This is a genomic window from Sphingomonas corticis (assembly GCF_012035195.1).
GTDB classification, from domain to species: Bacteria; Pseudomonadota; Alphaproteobacteria; order Sphingomonadales; family Sphingomonadaceae; genus Sphingomonas; species Sphingomonas corticis.
On record NZ_JAAVJH010000005.1, the window covers coordinates 210,522 to 228,016 of the forward strand.

General features: G+C 70.7%; 14 protein-coding genes. 10 read left to right on the plus strand and 4 right to left on the minus strand.

Annotation, left to right across the window (positions count from 1 at the left end; all coding sequences use genetic code 11):
* The first annotated feature begins 64 nt into the window (after positions 1-64).
* Entirely contained in the window at positions 65-985 is a 921-nt protein-coding gene (locus HBH26_RS10020; RefSeq protein WP_209308461.1) for an SMP-30/gluconolactonase/LRE family protein, read from the plus strand.
* A gap of 141 nt (positions 986-1,126) precedes the next feature.
* Here the strand turns inward: HBH26_RS10020 and HBH26_RS10025 are convergent, their stop codons facing one another.
* Positions 1,127-2,023, minus strand: a complete 897-nt coding sequence (locus HBH26_RS10025; protein WP_168134455.1) for a LysR family transcriptional regulator — start codon at positions 2,021-2,023, stop codon at positions 1,127-1,129.
* A 79-nt stretch (positions 2,024-2,102) separates the two neighbouring features.
* Between HBH26_RS10025 and HBH26_RS10030 the strand changes: the two genes are divergently transcribed.
* The 9 genes from HBH26_RS10030 (at position 2,103) to HBH26_RS10070 (ending at position 12,832) form a co-directional block, all read left to right on the plus strand.
* Positions 2,103-3,644, plus strand: a complete 1,542-nt coding sequence (locus HBH26_RS10030) for a CoA-acylating methylmalonate-semialdehyde dehydrogenase (RefSeq protein ID WP_168134456.1) — start codon at positions 2,103-2,105, stop codon at positions 3,642-3,644.
* Positions 3,645-3,663: 19 nt separating this feature from the next.
* Positions 3,664-4,185 carry a hypothetical protein gene (locus HBH26_RS10035; protein ID WP_168134457.1) on the plus strand — a complete coding sequence of 174 codons (522 nt, stop codon included), beginning with the start codon at positions 3,664-3,666 and terminating at the stop codon, positions 4,183-4,185.
* A gap of 9 nt (positions 4,186-4,194) precedes the next feature.
* Positions 4,195-5,340, plus strand: a complete 1,146-nt coding sequence (locus tag HBH26_RS10040) for an acyl-CoA dehydrogenase family protein (RefSeq protein ID WP_168134458.1) — start codon at positions 4,195-4,197, stop codon at positions 5,338-5,340.
* A gap of 71 nt (positions 5,341-5,411) precedes the next feature.
* Positions 5,412-6,443 carry an enoyl-CoA hydratase/isomerase family protein gene (locus HBH26_RS10045; RefSeq protein ID WP_168134459.1) on the plus strand — a complete coding sequence of 344 codons (1,032 nt, stop codon included), beginning with the start codon at positions 5,412-5,414 and terminating at the stop codon, positions 6,441-6,443.
* A 43-nt stretch (positions 6,444-6,486) separates the two neighbouring features.
* Complete coding sequence (locus HBH26_RS10050; RefSeq protein WP_168134460.1) at positions 6,487-7,260, plus strand: enoyl-CoA hydratase; 774 nt, start codon at positions 6,487-6,489, stop codon at positions 7,258-7,260.
* 144 nt (positions 7,261-7,404) lie between these two features.
* A complete protein-coding gene (gene mmsB, locus HBH26_RS10055) occupies positions 7,405-8,280 on the plus strand; it encodes a 3-hydroxyisobutyrate dehydrogenase (RefSeq protein ID WP_168134461.1) in 876 nt (291 codons plus the stop codon).
* A gap of 73 nt (positions 8,281-8,353) precedes the next feature.
* Positions 8,354-9,049, plus strand: coding sequence for a TetR family transcriptional regulator (locus HBH26_RS10060; protein ID WP_168134462.1), 696 nt, complete (start codon positions 8,354-8,356; stop codon positions 9,047-9,049).
* A gap of 52 nt (positions 9,050-9,101) precedes the next feature.
* Entirely contained in the window at positions 9,102-11,579 is a 2,478-nt protein-coding gene (locus HBH26_RS10065; RefSeq protein WP_168134463.1) for a TonB-dependent receptor, read from the plus strand.
* Between the two features lie 20 nt (positions 11,580-11,599).
* Entirely contained in the window at positions 11,600-12,832 is a 1,233-nt protein-coding gene (locus HBH26_RS10070) for an acyl-CoA dehydrogenase family protein (protein ID WP_168134464.1), read from the plus strand.
* 34 nt (positions 12,833-12,866) lie between these two features.
* Here the strand turns inward: HBH26_RS10070 and HBH26_RS10075 are convergent, their stop codons facing one another.
* From HBH26_RS10075 to HBH26_RS10085, 3 genes are read right to left on the minus strand one after another with little or no spacing between them, the layout of a single operon-like run.
* Complete coding sequence (locus HBH26_RS10075; RefSeq protein ID WP_168134465.1) at positions 12,867-15,515, minus strand: M1 family metallopeptidase; 2,649 nt, start codon at positions 15,513-15,515, stop codon at positions 12,867-12,869.
* Positions 15,516-15,545: 30 nt separating this feature from the next.
* Positions 15,546-16,658, minus strand: coding sequence for an acyl-CoA dehydrogenase family protein (locus tag HBH26_RS10080; RefSeq protein ID WP_168134466.1), 1,113 nt, complete (start codon positions 16,656-16,658; stop codon positions 15,546-15,548).
* Between the two features lie 46 nt (positions 16,659-16,704).
* Positions 16,705-17,430, minus strand: a complete 726-nt coding sequence (locus HBH26_RS10085; protein WP_168134467.1) for a lysophospholipid acyltransferase family protein — start codon at positions 17,428-17,430, stop codon at positions 16,705-16,707.
* Positions 17,431-17,495 lie beyond the last annotated feature (65 nt).

Below are 17,495 nucleotides of genomic sequence, written 5' to 3' on the forward strand. Positions count from 1 at the left end.
CCGTATTTGCCCTCTTCGCCGCTCTCGCTAACCTTCCCCGGCACAAGAAGAAAGGTAGGAGAATATGCCGGAACTGGAGCTGGTGGCGGAGGGCCTGCGCTTTCCCGAGGGCCCGGTGGTGATGCCAGACGGCACGATCGTGCTGGTCGAGATCGCCGCGGGGCGGATCACGCGGGTCCACGCCGACGGCCGCAAGGAGACGGTGGCGGAGCCGGGTGGCGGCCCCAACGGCCTCGCGCTGGGGCCGGACGGGATGCTCTACTGCTGCAATAACGGCGGGTTCGAATATGTCGAGAACAACGGCATGCTCGCGCCCCACGGGATCGCGAAGGATTACTCCGGCGGGCGGATCGAGCGCATCGACCCGGCGACGGGGCGGGTGGAGGTGCTCTATCGCTCCGGCGACCAGGGCGTCACGCTGCGCGGGCCCAACGACATCGTCTTCGATGGCCATGGCGGGTTCTGGTTCACCGACCACGGCAAGGTCGACTATGCCAAGCGCTGCCACGACATCGTCGGCATCTTCTACGCGAAGGCGGACGGCAGCTTCATCGAGGAGGTGGTCTTCCCGTCGAACAACCCCAACGGCGTCGGCCTGTCGCCGGACGGGGCCACGCTCTACGCGGCGGAGACGTACACCTGCCGCCTGATGGCATTCCGCGTCACCGCCCCGGGCCGGGTCGCGGCCGATGCCGGGCCGGGGGGCCCCGGCATCCCGCTCTACCGCCCCGCCGGCTACAAGTTCTTCGATTCGCTGGCGGTGGAGGACGGCGGAAACGTGTGCGTCGCGACGATAGGCGAGAGCGGGATCAGCGTGGTCTCGCCCGCCGGCGAGCTGGTGGAGTTCGTCGCCACACCCGACATCTTCACGACGAACATCGCCTTCGGCGGCGCCGACCGGCGCGATGCGTACATCACGCTGTCGGGCACGGGCAAACTGGTGAGGACCCGCTGGGCGCGACCGGGACTGGCGCTGCGATACTAGGCGCGGACGGTAACCCGGGCCGTTCGCCTCAAGGAGCCGTCGAGCCTGTCGAAACGGCGTCCCAAAGGGTCGCCAGCGGTACTTCGAGACGGCATTTCGACTGCGCTCAATGCCTCCTCAGCACGAACGGGGAGGGGAGCGTCATCCCTCCCCGCCGATCAACGCCGCCCGGTGCCGCGTCACCAGCTCCACCAGCCAGGCGCGGAACGCGCGGACGCGGCGGAGCTGGCGGGTGTCGCGGTGGGTGACGAGGAAGAAGGCGCGCGCGATCGTCACCTCCGGCACCACGCGCACCAGCGCCGGGTCGCGCCCGGCGATGAAGTGCGGCAGCACGCCGACGCCCGCGCCGCCCGCGATCAGCCGCGCCTGCGCGGCGATGCTGGACGATCGCAGCTGCGGCGCCAGCGCGGGATCGACCTCGCGCAGGTAGCGCAGCTCGGGCGCGTAGAGCAGGTCGGGAATGTAGCCGACCAGCTTGTGCCGGGTCGCCAGCGTCTCGCGCGTCGGCGCCCCGGTCCGCGCCACATAGTCGGCGCTGGCGTAGAGGTGGAGCGCGTAGTCGGCCAGCTTGCTCGCCACCACCGGTCCCTGCGCCGGGCGGGCCAGCAGCACTGCCACGTCCGCCTCGCGCTTTGACGGGCTGAGGAAGCCGGACGAGGCGACCAGGTCGATCGTCAGGCCGGGGTGGGCCGCGGCAAAGGCGGGCAAATGCTCGGCCACCAGCCAGGTGCCGAACCCTTCGGACACGCTGACGCGCAGCAGGCCGGACAGCGCACCCGAGTCGGGGCGCGCCTCGATCCGGTCGGCGGCGCGCTGCATCGCCTCCACCTGCGCCAGCAGCGTCTCGCCCGCCTCGGTCAGCACCTGTCCCTCGCGCGTCTGCTCGAACAGGGTACGACCCAGCCGCGCCTCCAGCCGGCGCAGGCGGCGCCCGACGGTGGTCGCGTCCACGCCCAGCTGCGCGGCGGCGCGCGCGATCTGCCCGGCGCGCGCGACGGTGAGGAAATCGTGCAGGTCGTTCCAGTCGAGGTGCTGCATTTATGCAGGCCAATGTTGCGACATTGCCGCTTGCCTGCAACCCCGCCGACGCGCAGAGCCGCCGGCATAGGAGAGTGCGATGCGGCAGATCGATCACTTCATCGTCGGCGGGGCAGGCGGCGGAGCAACCGGCGGGGGGCGCAGGTCGGATGTCTTCGACCCCAACACGGGAAAGGTGCAGGCCAGCGTCACGCTCGGCACGCAGGCCGATCTCGATCGCGCCGTCGCCGCGGCGCAGGCCGCGCAGCCCGGCTGGGCCGCCACCAATCCGCAGCGCCGCGCCCGCGTCATGTTCCGGTTCAAGGAACTGGTCGAGGCGAACATGGACGCGCTGGCGCACACGCTGTCGAGCGAGCACGGCAAGGTCATCGCCGATGCGAAGGGGGACATCCAGCGCGGGCTGGAAGTGATCGAGTTCTGCTGCGGCATCCCCCACGTGCTGAAGGGCGAATATACGCAGGGAGCCGGCCCCGGCATCGATGTCTATTCCCTGCGCCAGCCGCTCGGCATCGGTGCGGGCATCACGCCGTTCAACTTCCCGGCGATGATCCCGATGTGGATGTTCGGCGTCGCCATCGCCTGCGGCAACGCCTTCATCCTCAAGCCGTCGGAGCGCGACCCCAGCGTGCCCGTGCGCCTCGCCGAGCTGATGATCGAGGCGGGCCTGCCCGAGGGTGTGCTCCAGGTCGTCCATGGCGACAAGGAGATGGTGGACGCGATCCTGGACCATCCCGCCATCTCGGCGGTCAGCTTCGTCGGCAGCAGCGACATCGCGCACTACGTCTATCGTCGCGGCGTCGACGCGGGGAAGCGCGTGCAGGCGATGGGCGGCGCGAAGAACCACGGCATCGTCATGCCCGACGCGGACCTGGACCAGGTGGTCGCCGACCTGTCCGGCGCCGCCTTCGGCTCGGCGGGCGAGCGCTGCATGGCGCTGCCCGTGGTGGTGCCGGTGGGCGAGAAGACCGCGGATGCGCTCCGCGCGAAGCTGATCCCCGCGATCGAGGCGCTGCGCGTCGGCGTCTCCACCGACGCGGAGGCGCATTACGGACCGGTCGTCAACGCCGCGCACAAGCAGCGCGTGGAAAACTGGATCCAGACCGGCGTGGACGAGGGCGCGGAGCTGGTCGTGGACGGCCGCGGCTTCACCTTGCAGGGGCATGAGGACGGCTTCTTCGTCGGCCCGACCCTGTTCGACCGCGTCACGCCCGGGATGCAGGCCTACAGGGAGGAGATCTTCGGTCCCGTGCTGCAGATCGTCCGCGCGGCAAGCTTCGACGAGGCGGTGCGCCTGCCCAGCGAGCATCAATACGGCAACGGCGTCGCCATCTTCACCCGCAACGGCCACGCCGCGCGCGAGTTCGCGGCGCGCGTCAACGTCGGCATGGTCGGCATCAACGTGCCGATCCCCGTGCCGGTCGCCTACCACACCTTCGGCGGATGGAAGCGTAGCGCCTTCGGCGACACCAACCAGCACGGCATGGAAGGCGTGAGGTTCTGGACGAAGGTGAAGACGGTGACGCAGCGCTGGCCCGACGGATCGGGCGACCTGCCGCGCGGCAGCGAGGACGGCGGACCTTCCCGCATCCAGGATGCGTTCGTCATCCCGACGATGGGTTGATACCGGGGGTTGATCCGACATGCGCCGTGCCGCCTTCCTCCTGCTCCTGCCTCTCGCCGCCTGCGGCGGTGCGAGCGACGCCGACTACAATCGCGTCGACGTGCCGGAAAAGGAGGCCGAGGCGCAGAACGCGATCGACGCCGCGGTGGCGCAGAACGGCGCGGCCTCCACCGCACGCGCCGGCGTGCCGGTCGCCGCGACGCCGCGCAACGCGGCGCGCGACCGCGCCCTGCCCAAGGACTTCCAGGGCTATTGGGGCGTCACGCCGAACGATTGCGAGCTGGCGAACACCAACGCCACCGGGCGGATCAACGTGGATGCGGACCGCATCCGTTTCTTCGAATCGCGCGCGCGGGTAGTGGACGTGGTGAGCCGCTCCACCTACGCGGTGACGGTCGACCTGCGCTTCGAAGGGGAGGGGCAGACGTGGCAGCGCCGCACCGCCCTCTCGCTGGAGAATGGCGGCACCGCGCTCGTCCGCACCGAAACCCCCGTCGGCTCGGGCGCGGCGCCCGCCACCACGCGCTACCAGCGCTGCTAGGGACCAGGAATGACCGACCAGTTCCAGTTGACGGACGACCAGCGCGAGATCCAGGAACTCGCCCGCCGCTTCACCGCCGACCGCATCACGCCCTTCGCTGCGGAGTGGGACGAGACGGCGCACTACCCCGTGGACGTGTGGAAGGCCGCGGGGGAGCTCGGCTTCGGCGCGATCTACGTCAGTGAGGAGAATGGCGGTATCGGCCTGGGCCGGCTGGAGGCCGCGCTCATCATGGAGGCGATGGCCTATGGCTGCCCGGCCACCAGCGCCTTCATCTCGATCCACAACATGGCGACGTGGATGATCGAGCGCTTCGGCGGACAGGAGATCAAGGACCGCTTCCTGCCCGGCCTCGTCGGCATGGACAGGATCGCCAGCTACTGCCTGACCGAGCCCGGCTCCGGCTCCGACGCCGCCGCGCTGAAGGCGAGCGCGCGGCGGGACGGCGATCATTACGTACTGAACGGCACGAAGCAGTTCATCTCCGGCGCGGGCTACAACGACATCTACGTCTGCATGGTCCGGACCGGCGAGGAGAAGAGCAAGGGCATCACCTGCCTGGTCGTGGAGAAGGACACACCCGGTCTCTCCTTCGGCGCGCCGGAGCGGAAACTGGGCTGGAACGCCTCGCCGACCGCGCAGGTGATCTTCGAGGATTGCCGCGTGCCGGTCGCGAACCGCGTCGGCGCGGAAGGCGACGGCTTCCGCTTCGCCATGGCGGGGCTCGACGGCGGGCGGCTCAACATCGGCGCCTGCTCGCTCGGCGGGGCGCAGCGCTGCCTGGACGAGGCGATCCGCTACACCAAGGAACGCCAGCAGTTCGGGCAGCCGGTGGCGGAGTTCCAGAACACCCAATTCACGCTCGCCGACATGGCCACCGATCTCGAGGCGTCGCGCGCGCTGCTGTACCTCGCCGCGGCGAAGGTGACCGCGAACGCGCCCGACAAGTCGCGCTTCTCCGCGATGGCGAAGCGGCTGGCGACCGACAACGGCTCCGCGATCGTCGACCGTGCGCTGCAACTGCACGGCGGCTACGGCTATCTGCGCGACTATCCGATCGAGCGCTTCTGGCGCGACCTGCGCGTCCACTCGATCCTCGAAGGGACGAACCAGGTGATGCGCATGATCGTCGGCAGGGATCTGCTGCGGCAGTAAGCCATGTGCTCCCGCGAAGGCGGGAGTCCAGCCCGGGCTCCCGCCTTCGCGGGGCCGCATCGCGAGGGGCCATGACTGAAGAGATCATCACGACCGTCGAAGGCCCCGTCGGCCGCATCCGCCTGAACCGGCCGAAGGCGATCCATGCCCTTACCACCGCGATGTGCGAGGGCGTGCTCGACGCGCTGGAGGCGTGGCGCGGCGACGATGCGGTGCGCGTGATCGCGATCGATCACGCGCAAGGCCGCGGCTTCTGCGCCGGCGGCGACATCCGCATGCTGGCCGACAGCGGCGCGAGGGACGGAGCGGAGGCGCGCGCCTTTTTCCACACCGAATATCGCATGAACCATCGGCTGTTCACCTACGCCAAGGACACGGTCGCCTTCATGGACGGCATCACGATGGGCGGCGGAGTCGGCCTGTCGCAGCCGTGCCGCTACCGCGTGGCGACGCAGAACACGCGACTGGCGATGCCGGAGACCGGGATCGGCCTGTTTCCCGACGTCGGCGGCGGCTGGTACCTCTCGCGGCTGCCCGGGCGGATCGGCCAGTATCTCGCGCTCACCGGCGCGCGGATCGACGGCGCCGAATGCCTCGCCCTGGGGCTCGCGACGCACTACCTTCCGAGCGACGCGCTGGACGAGGCGAAGGCCGGCCTCGCCGACGGCGTGGCGGTGCTCGACCGGCTGGCGGTCGCGCCGCCCCCCGCCGCAATCCTCGACCGGCGCGAGGCGATCGACCGGCTGTTCGCCTCCGACGTGCTGGAGGAGGTGTTCGCCGCGCTGGAGGCCGACGGGGGCGACTTCGCGCGCGAGACGCTGGCGACGCTGAAGACCAAGTCGCCGCAGACGATGAAGGTGTCGCTTCGCCTGCTGAAGGACGGCGCGGGCATGGCGAGCTTCGCCGACGAGATGCGGCAGGAATATGCGGTGGGATCGCGGGTGGTGCAGCGGCACGACTTCCTGGAAGGCGTGCGCGCGGTGATCGTCGACAAGGACCATGCGCCGCGCTGGGACCCGGCCTCGCCGGAAGGGGTGAGCGACCACGTCATCGACCAGATCTTCGCGCCGCTGCCCGAGGCGGAGGCGTGGACGCCGGCGTGACCAACGACGTCATGCCGGGGTGACGAACCGAGAAGGAGAGCCGATGACTTACGAAACCATCCTCGTCGAGCAGCGCGGCGCCGTCACGCTCGTCACGCTCAACCGGCCGCAGGCGCTGAACGCGCTCAACAGCCAGGTCCTCGCCGACCTGCTCGCCGCCTTCGCCGCGTTCGACGCCGACGCGTCGCAGGGATGCGCGGTCCTGACCGGCAGCGAGAAGGCGTTCGCCGCCGGCGCCGACATCAAGGAGATGTCGAGCCAAGGCTTCGCCGACATGTACGGCGGCAATTTCTTCGGCGGCTACGAGCGGCTGACGCAGACGCGCAAGCCGATCGTCGCCGCGGTCGCGGGCTATGCGCTGGGCGGCGGGTGCGAACTCGCCATGATGTGCGACTTCATCCTCGCCGCCGACAACGCGAAGTTCGGCCAGCCGGAGATCAAGCTGGCGGTCAGCCCCGGCATGGGCGGCTCGCAGCGCCTCACCCGCGCGGTCGGCAAGGCGAAGGCGATGGAGATGTGCCTGACCGGCCGCATGATGGACGCGGCGGAGGCGGAGCGCGCCGGCCTCGTCAGCCGCATCGTCCCCGCCGCCGACCTGGTGGAGGAGGCGGTGAAGACCGCCGCCACCATCGCCGGCATGGCCCCGCTCGCCGTCATCGCGAACAAGGAGATGGTCAACGCCGCGTTCGAGACCGGCCTGGCGCAGGGCGTGCAGTTCGAACGCCGCCTGTTCCACGGCCTGTTCGGCACCGCCGACCAGAAAGAAGGCATGGCCGCCTTCGTCGAGAAGCGCACGGGGCAGTGGACGGGGAAATAGTGTCGTCGCCCCTGCGCTGGCAGGGGCCCATGTCTGCCACATGATCGACGACGGTGGACACACGGGCGTCGGGTCATGGGTCCGACGGCGAGATGGACGATACAGCGATAGGCTCCTGCCTGCGCAGGAGTGACGGAGAAGATCATGGCACGGGTCGCGTTCATCGGATTGGGCAACATGGGCGGCGGCATGGCCGCGAATCTCGCGAAGGCGGGGCATGACGTGCGCGCCTTCGACGTCAGCGAGGAGGCGCTGGTCCGCGCCGAGGCGGCGGGCTGCCTGCGCAGCTCCAGCGCCGCCGCGGCGGCGGAAGGGGCGGAGGCGGTCGTCACCATGCTGCCCGCCGGCGCCCACGTGGCGCAGGTCTATGCCGAGGCGCTCGGCGGTGTCGCCCCCGGCGCGATCCTGATCGACTGTTCCACCATCGACGTCGCCACTGCGCGCCAGGTGGCCGAACAGGCGACAGCGCGCGGATTGCTGGCGGTCGACGCGCCCGTGTCCGGCGGAATAGCCGCCGCCACCGCCGGCACGCTCACCTTCATGGTGGGCGGCACGGACGCCGGCTTCGCGCGTGCCGAGCCGTTCCTCGCCAGCATGGGCAAGGCGGTGATCCGCGCCGGTGCCAGCGGCGCGGGTCAGGCGGCGAAGATGTGCAACAACATGATCCTGGGCGCCACCATGGCGGCGACGTGCGAGGCGTTCGCCCTGGCGGAGAAGCTGGGGCTGGACGCGCAGGCCTTCTACGACATCGCCAGCGTGTCGTCGGGTCAGAGCTGGTCGATGACCAGCTACTGCCCCGTCCCCGGCGTCGGGCCGACCACGCCCGCGGACAACGACTATCGGGGCGGGTTCGCGGCCGGGCTGATGCTGAAGGACCTGCGCCTCGCCACCGAGGGAGCGGCCGGCGTCGGTGCGGCGGTGCCGATGGGCCAGCGCGCGCGCGAGCTGTACGAGGCGTTCGTTGCCGATGGCGATGCGGCCACCGACTTCTCCGGCATCATCCGTACGATGCGGGCTTAATCGCGCGCGTAAACACGGTTGCGCCCTCGTCCCGCCGCGCGCTAGCCTGGCCGCAGGACGAGGGAGACCGGCAATGCCAGGGGGCAAGGCGGCAAAGGGGGCCGTGCGGCCGGCGAGGACGTCCCGGCCGTCACGCGACCCGGCGCGCAATTCCGCCGACGCGCTAATGGATGCGGCGGGCGCGCTGATGGCGGAGCGCAACTCCGTCGACATCACCTTCGCCGACATCGCCGAGCGGTCGGGCCTGAATTCCGCGCTGATCCAGTATCGCTTCGGCGGGAAGACCGGGCTGTTCCGCGCGCTGCTGGAGCGCGATGCGGGCGCGATGCTGCCGGCTCTCGCCGCGCTGGTCGCGGCGGATCTGCCGGCGGAGGAGAAGCTGCGCCGCCATATCCGCGGCGTCATCCGCACCTATCATCGCCACCCCTATATGAACCGGCTGATCGGCGCGCTGGCGTCGGAGACGGACGGCGATGCCGCGCGCTACATCTCAGAGCGGTTCACCCGCCCCATCGCCGCCGGGCATCGTGCGATCCTGCGCCAGGGAGTGGCGGAGGGCACGTTCCGCCCCGTCGATCCCATGTTGTTCTACTTCTCGCTGATCGGCGCGTGCGACCACCTGTTTCACGCGCGCTACTCGCTGAAATGGGCGTTCGGCATCGGAGAGATCGACGAGCCTCTCAGCCTCGCTTACGCGGCACACGTCGAGGCGACCGTGCTCGCCTCCGTCCTCGTCGCTCTACCGACAGCCACCGTGGACAGGACTTAATCGCTCAATTAAACAGGCGGCCGAAAACAGGAAGGCAGAGGGGGAGGGGACGATGACGATCCTGCACGCATCGGCGATGGCGATCGCAGTCAGCCTGGCGGCACCGGCCTTGGCGCAGGACGCGGCCAACGCCACGCGCGGCGACGATGCGGTGCCGCAGACGCCCGTCAGCCCGTCCTCCCCCGGCGCCCCCGCCAACGCGCCCGATGCGACCGAGAGCCGCGGCGGTGTGGACGACATCGTCGTCACCGCGCAGAAGCGCGAGCAGTCGCTGCAGGACGTCCCCGTCGTGGTCTCCGTGCTCAGCCAGGAACAGCTGACCAACGCGGGCGTGCGCGACATCAAGGATCTGCAGACGATCACGCCGGGCCTCAACGTCACCTCGTCGACCAGCACCGCGCAGACGTCGATCCGCATCCGCGGCGTCGGTACGGTCGGCGACAATCCCGGGCTGGAGAGTTCGGTCGGCACCGTCATCGACGGCGTCTATCGCGCGCGCTCCTCGGTGGCGTTCGGCGACCTGGGCGAATTGCAGCGGGTGGAGGTGCTGAAGGGGCCGCAATCGACGCTGTTCGGCAAGAACATGTCCGCCGGCGTCATCAACGTCGTGACCGCGGCGCCCAGCTTCACCCCCGCGGCGGAATTCGTCGGCAGCTACGGCAACTACAACCAATATTCGATCAGCGGCAGCGCCACCTTCGGCCTGGTGGACGAGGTGCTGGCCGCGCGCATCTTCGCGCTGAAGCGGGAGCGGGACGGCTTCCTGCGCGTGAACACCGGGGCCGGGCCGCGCACGCAGACGCGCGACGGCGACGAGGATTACTACACCGTGCGCGCGCAACTGCTCTTCCGCCCGCTCGACGGGCTGGAGATCCGCGCCATCGGCGACTACACCAACCGCGACGAGAATTGCTGCATCAACACCGTCAGCATTCCCGGCCCCACCGCCGCCTTCGTCGACCTGCTCGCGCCGGACGCGGGGCTGCTGCGCAACCGCCAGCCCTTCTCGCGGATCGCCTACGCCAATCGTCCGTCGCCGACGCGGGTGGAGGATTACGGCGGATCGGTGCAGGCCGACTACGACATCGGCGGCGGGCTGTCCGCCACGTCGATCACCGCGTGGCGCGTCAACGACGCCGCCAACGGCACCGACCTCGATTTCTCCAGCGCGGACATCTGGTACCGCCCGGTGGACAACCGCAACGTCTTTCGCGTCTTCTCGCAGGAGGCGCGGCTCGCGTTCACCAGCGACCGGCTCAATTCCATCCTCGGCGTCTTCTACGCCAACGAACGCCTGCAATCGGACCCGGTCACGCTGTTCGGCACCGGGTACGAGAGCTATTTCGGGTATCTCCTCTCCGCGTCCAGCGGCGCGCCCAACCCCAATTTCGTCGCCGCGCTGACCGGGCTTCCGGCCGGCTCGAACTATCTCGCCGGGCAGGGCGCGCGGGATTTCCACAACCACCGCAGCTCGTCGCTCGCCATCTTCACCGACAACACGATCACGCTGGCGGAGGGATTGGAGCTGACGCTGGGCCTGCGCTACACCGACGAGGTGAAGCGGGTGGCGTCGCGCTACACGAACACCGCGCCGGGCAACGCCTGCGCCGCGGCGCTGGGGCGGGCGGCCTTCTATCCCGCCGCGGCGCGCACCGCGATCGTCGGCGCGCTGTGTGCGCCGACCGCCGACCCGGCCTTCAACGACGTCAGCGCGAACCAGCGCCGGCCGGAGAACCGCTGGGCCGGATCGGCGAAGCTGCAATATCGCTTCTCGCCGCAGGTGATGGCCTATGGCTCCTACGCCAACGGCTTCAAGTCGGGCGGCTTCAACCTGGACCGTGCGCGCTTCGCCCCCGGCAGTTTCAACCCCGACACCAGCTTCGCGACGGAGAAGGTGGAGGCGTACGAGGTCGGCACGAAGACGACCCTGTTCGATCGCCGCGTCCTCGCCAATCTCGCGGCCTTCTATCAAAAATACACTGATTTTCAGTTGAACACCTACACCGGCATCAGCTTCCTCGTCGCCTCCATTCCCGAAGTGGTGTCGAAGGGCGTCGACTTCGACGTGCTGTGGAACACCGGCATCCAGGGCCTGTCGCTCAACGGCGGCGTCACCTACGCGGACACGCGGTTCGGCGACTTCGTGCCCCCCGCGGGCATCAGCGCACGGCTGCCCGGCGCGACATTGCCCTATGCGGCGAAGTGGAACGTGACCGGCGGCTTCTCCTCGCGTCAGCCGATCGGCGCCGGGCTGGACCTGTTGTCCAGCGCGTCGGTGAAGTGGACGTCCGCATACAACACCGGCTCCAACCTCGACCCGCTGAAGGAGCAGCGTCCCTTCGCCCTGCTGAACGCGCGGCTCGGCATCGCGCCGGAATCGGACGCGTGGACGGTGGAGGTGTGGGCGCAGAACCTCACCAGTTCCGACTACTACCAGGTGGTGGTGGACCAGCCGCTGCAATCGGGCACCTATGGCGCGTTCCTGGGCGCGCCGCGGACCTACGGCGGCACGGTGCGCGTCCGCTTCTGATCGACGGGGAGGGCAGGGCGATGGACCTCGGCTGGAGCGCGCAGGAAGAGGCCTTCCGCGAGGAGGTCCGCACCTTTCTCGCCGAGCGGCTGACGCCGGAACTGGCGCGGGCGGGGCGACTGGCCACCAGCGTCTATCCCGACCACGACGCCTCGATGCGCTGGCAGGCGATCCTGGCCGAACGCGGCTGGGCCGCGCCGCACTGGGCGGTGGAGCACGGCGGCACCGGCTGGACCATCGCGCAGCATTACATCTTCGCGACCGAGCGCCTGGTGGCCGGCGCGCCCGCGCTGTCGCCGATGGGCATCTCGATGGTGGCCTATGTCATCCAGCGGTTCGGCACGCCAGAGCAGCAGGCCTTCTTCCTGCCGCGCATCCTGTCGGGCGAGATCTTCTTCTGCCAGGGCTATTCCGAACCGGGCGCCGGCTCCGACCTCGCCTCGCTGACGACCGCGGCAGTGGTGGAGGGCGACCGGCTGGTCGTCAACGGGCAGAAGGTGTGGACGACCCACGCGACCGAGGCGAACTGGATCTTCGCGCTGGTCCGCACGTCGAAGGAAGGGCGACCGCAGGCGGGGATCACCTTCGTGCTGATCGACATGGCGTCGCCCGGCGTGGAGGTGCGGCCCTTCACCATGCTGTCGGGAGAGCAGGTGCAGAACGCGGTCTTCTTCACCGACGTGCGCGTGCCGCTGGCCAACGTGATGGGCGAGGTCGATCGGGGCTGGTCGGTCGCCAAATACCTGCTGGAATTCGAGCGCGGCGGCGCGGCCTATGCGCCGGGGCTGAAGGCGCGCTGCGACGGGATCGCGGCACTGGCGCGCGACACGACCGGCGACGACGGCCGCCCGCTCGCCGAGGACCCGCTGTTCCGCGCCCGCCTGGCGCGGTTGCAGGCGCGCGCCGACGTGCTGGAGATCACCGAGCTTCGCCTCCTCTCCGCCAGCGAGGGCGCCAGCGTCGGCGCGCTGTCGTCGATGATGAAGGTGATGGGCACCGAACTCGCCGGCGAAGTGACCGAGCTGGCGCTGGAGGTGGCGGGCCCGCGCGGCCTCGTGTTCCAGCCGCACGCGACCATGCCCGGCGGCCCCGCGCCGGCGCATCAGGCGCCCGCGGACGGCTACGTCAGCGGCGACGAGCGCCACGCCCTCGCCGCGCTGCGCTACATGAACGAGCGCGCCGGGCCGATCTATGCCGGGTCGAACGAGATCCAGCGCAACATCCTGGCGAAGATGGTGCTGGGGCTGGGCTGAGGCTCCCGCGCGCGGCGCGGAAGCCTCCCGTGCATCAACGCAGCGCCGCCTCCATCTGCGCGCCCCGCGCGGTTTTCAGCGCGGCGCAGATGCGGATCGTCTCCACGCTCTGGTTCAGCTCCAGCTCGTTGGCGCCCAGCGTCTTGAGCCGCGGGCGGAACAGCGCGTCCACCTCCGCCGCCTTCCCCGCGTCGCAGTAGCTGGCGAACAGCAGCGGCAGGCGCGAGCGGCGGAACGAGGGGACGTCCGCCGTCATGCGATCCCAGTCGGTGCGGAACAGGTCGAACAGAATGTCGCGCCCCACCGGACGCGCCGCCAGCCCGTTCATCAGCTGCTGCCGCTCCAGCGTCTGCAAGCCGCCGCCGGCGTCCTGCGCGTAGCCGAGCGCACGGCGCACCTTCTCCGCCGTGTCCGCTGCCATCAGCCCGGCGAGCGCGTTGCTGCGGAACAAGGGGTCCTCGCTCTTCGCCAGCTGGGTCTTCAGCCGCTCCATGAACGCGGCATCGCGATCCTGCACCGCCACGGCGAAGGCGAGCGAGCGATAGGTCGGATCGAGCGCGTCGGCGTCGCCCGCCACCGCCCGCTCCGCCGCTTTGGCCAACGTGGCGCGCGTCCCCGCGTCGCGCGCGGTGGTCGCCATCAGCCCCGCGAACGCCCGGCGCGACTGCGCGCGATCCGTCTCCTCGCCTGCATAGGCGCCGCGCCGGGGGTCAAGCCCCAGCTGCGCCAGCCGCGGGGCGTAGAGCCCGCCGACCAGCCGCTCCACGCCCGCACCCGCCTCGGGCGACAGCGTGGTGACGGCCAGCGTGTCGAGCCACTCCGGCAGCTTCGTCGCCGCCTGCCGATCGGGATGCGCCGCCAGCGCGCGGGTGGCCTCGACCACCAGCGCGAAGGGCGCGTTGCCCGCGGCGAAATCGGCGTAGAGGCTGTCGGCGAACGCCAGCGCCTCGCGCGCCGGCAACCCGGCGCTCGCCGCGGTCAGCGCCGACCATTGCGCCGCGGGCAGGCTGTAGCGGTAATAGCCCGCGCCGCCCGCGTTGGGCACCGCCACGCCCGCACCGGACAGGCGCATGGTCGCGCCCGGCCCGCGCATCAGCGTGCATCGCGTGTCCGCGTCCTGCCGCACGCAGAAGGGCAGGGTCCAGCGCTGCGGCTTGCCCGCCGCGACCCCGATCGGCCGGTAGCGCGCCTGCGTCAACCGCCACCCGCCGCCGCTGCCCGGGCGCACCGTCACCACCGGAACGCCGGTCTGGTTGACGAAGCTCTGGAAGAGCGGGACGACGCCCGGGTCGCCCGATCCCTTCGCCATGGAGGCGAAGAAATCCTCCGCCGTCGCATTGCCGTAGGCGAAGCGCGTCAGGTGATGGCGAACCCCGTCGCGGAACTTGTCCTCGCCCAGGTAGCGCTCGACCATGGTCAGCACCTGGCCGCCCTTTTGATAGGTGATCGCGTCGAACGCGCTGGCGATCTGCGCATTGCGCTCGATCGGCTGGCGGATCGGGCGGCCGATGGAGCGGCTGTCCGTCTCCATCGCGTCCAGCGCCTCCGCCATCTGCGCCACGCCGGTGCCGAGCTTAGGATCCCAGATCTCGCCTACCCGGTTGCCCGCCCACTCGGCGAAGCTCTCGTTCAGCCACAGGTCGTTCCACCACATCGGCGTGACGAGGTCGCCGAACCATTGGTGCGCCATCTCGTGCGCGACGACCATGCCGAACGACCGCCGCTGCGACGCCGGCGCGTCGGGCGACAGCAGCAGCAGCGTGTCGCCGTAGGTGATGAGCCCGGCGTTCTCCATCGCGCCCTGCATCACCGGCCCGGCGATCTGGTCCAGCTTCTCGAAGGGATAGCGGCTGCCGAAATAATCCTCGTGCAGCGCCAGGATCTTCGGCCCTTCCGCCGCGGCGGTGGCGAGGCGCGCCTTCTGCCCCTTCGTCGCGATCACGCGATACGGAAGCGTCTTCGGCCGCACGGCGTTGCCGGGCGCGTCGTTCTCCACCACGTCGAAATCGCCGACCGCGATCGCGACGAGGTACGTCGGCAGCGGGCGGGACGCGGCGAACTCGTGCCGGACCGTGCCGTCCGCGGCAGGGGTCGTGCGCACCTCGGGCGTGTTCGCGAAGACCTTCAGCGACTTGCGCGTCGTCACGCCCAGCGTGAACGGCGTTTTGAAGCGCGGTTCGTCGAAGCCGGGGAACATCCGCCGCGCGTCGATCGGCTCCATCTGCGTCCAGGCGTACCAGTCGTCGCCGACCTTGGCGTGATACAGCCCCTCGCTGCCGGTCATGAAGGGCGCGGTGTACTCGAACGTCAGCGTGGTGCGCCCGGCGGGCAGCGCGCGCCCGAAGTCCAGTCGCGCGACGCCGCTGGGATCCACCTCGGCATAGGTGCCCGCCACCTCGGCGCCGTCCACCAGCGCGACCACGCGCGAGACGGTGAGGCCGAGGCCGTGCAGGAAGAACGATCGCTGCGCCTTCGCCAGCGTCACGTCGATCTCCGCCCGGCCCGAGAATGCCTTGGCGTCGGGAAGGACGGTCAGCTCCAGCCGATAGGCGGTCGGCCGCACCCCTTCGGGCAGGCGCCCCTGCGGTACCGCCGCCGCGGGTGTGGCGCGCGGCGCCTGCGCGGCCACCGGCACGCCGAACGCCATCGCCGCGGTCGCGGCGAGCCACCAATGCGTCTTCATCGTCTTACCCCTGTTCCTGTCGTGACGGTCTCACGCCGCCGCCAATGCCCCGTAACGTGCGAGATGATGATCCGCGCCGCCGAACTGCTGCTCGATCGCGGTCGCGCGCTTGAAATAGAGGCCGACCGGCAGTTCGTCCGTCATCCCCATCGCGCCGTGCAGCTGGACCGCATTCTGCGCGACGAAGCGCAGGCCGTCGGCCACCACCGCCTTCGCGGCGGAGACCGCGCGGGCGCGGATCGCGGCGTCGGCGTCGAGGTTCAGCGTGGCGAGATAGGCGGCGGACTGGATCTGCTCGGCCGCCATGTACATGTCGACCATGCGGTGCTGGAGCACCTGGAAGCTGGCGAGCGGCTGGCCGAACTGGCGCCGCTGCTTCGTCCACTCGACCGTGTCGGCCAGCATCCGCCGTGCGACTCCCGCCGCCTCGCCGCAGATCGCGGCGATCGCGGCATCGCCCGCCGCCTCCAGCCACGCCACCGCCGCGCCCTCTTGGCCGACCAGGGCCGCGGGGGCGGCGTCGAGGACGATATCGGCCGCGACGCTGCCGTCGATCAGGCGATAGTCGTGGCGCCTGACCGCGTCGGCACAGACGAGGAACATCGACACGCCGTCGCGGTCGCGCGCGGCGCCCGCCGTCCGCGCGCTGACGAGCAGCCGGTCGGCGTCGGGCGCGCCCAGCACCACGGCCTTCTCGCCGGTCACGCGCCAGCCGTCGCTCTCGCGAACCGCGCGGGCGGACACCGCGTGCCACGCGTGGCGCGATCCCGCCTCCAGCGCGGCGAGCGCGACCTGCACCGTCCCGTCGGCGATGCCGGGCAGCAGCGCGACGTCGCCCGCCTGGCGCAGCACGCCCGCCGACAGGACGACGTTCGAGAGATAGGGCGCGTCGGCCAGTGCCTCGCCCAGGGCCTCCATCACGATCATCGTCTCCACGGGCCCGCCGCCCAGTCCGCCGGCCTCCTCCGGCAGCGCGGCGCCGACCACGCCCAGCTCCGCCGCCAGCGCGCGCCACAGCGTCGCGTCGCCGGCCACCGTCCGCGTCCGCCGCTTCAGCCTTGCGTGCAGCGGATCGGCCTCCGCCAGGTAGCGGGTCAGCGTGTCGCGCAGCATCGCCTGCTCGTCGCTCAGCCGGAAATCCATCGCCCTCTCCCTCGCCGTGCGGACAGGGGTGCCACAGCCGGCGTGGCTACGCCAGCGAGCCGTCGCGCGCGATCGCCTCCCGCGCGGTCGCGGCGATCGCCTTGCGCTCCATTCCCGCGGGATCGAACGGTGGCAGGAACGACAGGTGCGCGACGAAGGTGCCGCGCCGCCGCAGCACGCGCAACGCGTGTCGCTGCCCCGGCTCGTCGCCCACCCATGCGAGGTCCCGCGTCGCCGCGCCATAGTCGATCCGCACCGGCTGCACGCGCATTCCCCCCGGCGAAGGGTCGAGCGCCGCGAGCAGCGACGCCTTGAACGGCAGCAGCGTCGCCCCGTCACCGGTCGTGCCCTCGGGAAAGATCGCGACGCTGCGTGCCGCTTTCAGGGCGGTGCGCAGCTCCGCCACCTGCGCCGCCACGCCCATCCGCTCGCCGCGGCTGACGAAGATGGTGCGGTTGAGCGTGCACAGCCATCCGATCAGCGGCACCGCGCGCAGCTCCGCCTTGGCGACGAAGGCGGTGCCCGTCGCCCCGGCGAGCAGCAGGATGTCGAGCCAGCTGAGATGGTTGGCGAGGAACACCACGTCCCCTTGCAGCGGCGTGCCGGTCGCCCGCGCCCGCGCGCCGAAGATGCGCGCCGCCCCGCCCAGGAACATTCGCGGCCACGGCGACCGCGCCCGCACCAGCCGCCATGCGCCGTGCAGCACCAGCATGACGAGCAGCCAGAGCAGCACGACCGACAACCGGGCGGCGATGCGCAGCGCGCCCGTCATGCAGGCGCCACGCCGGAGATGATCGAGGCGGTTGCGCCCACCCGCTTCGTCAGCCCGCACCGCTT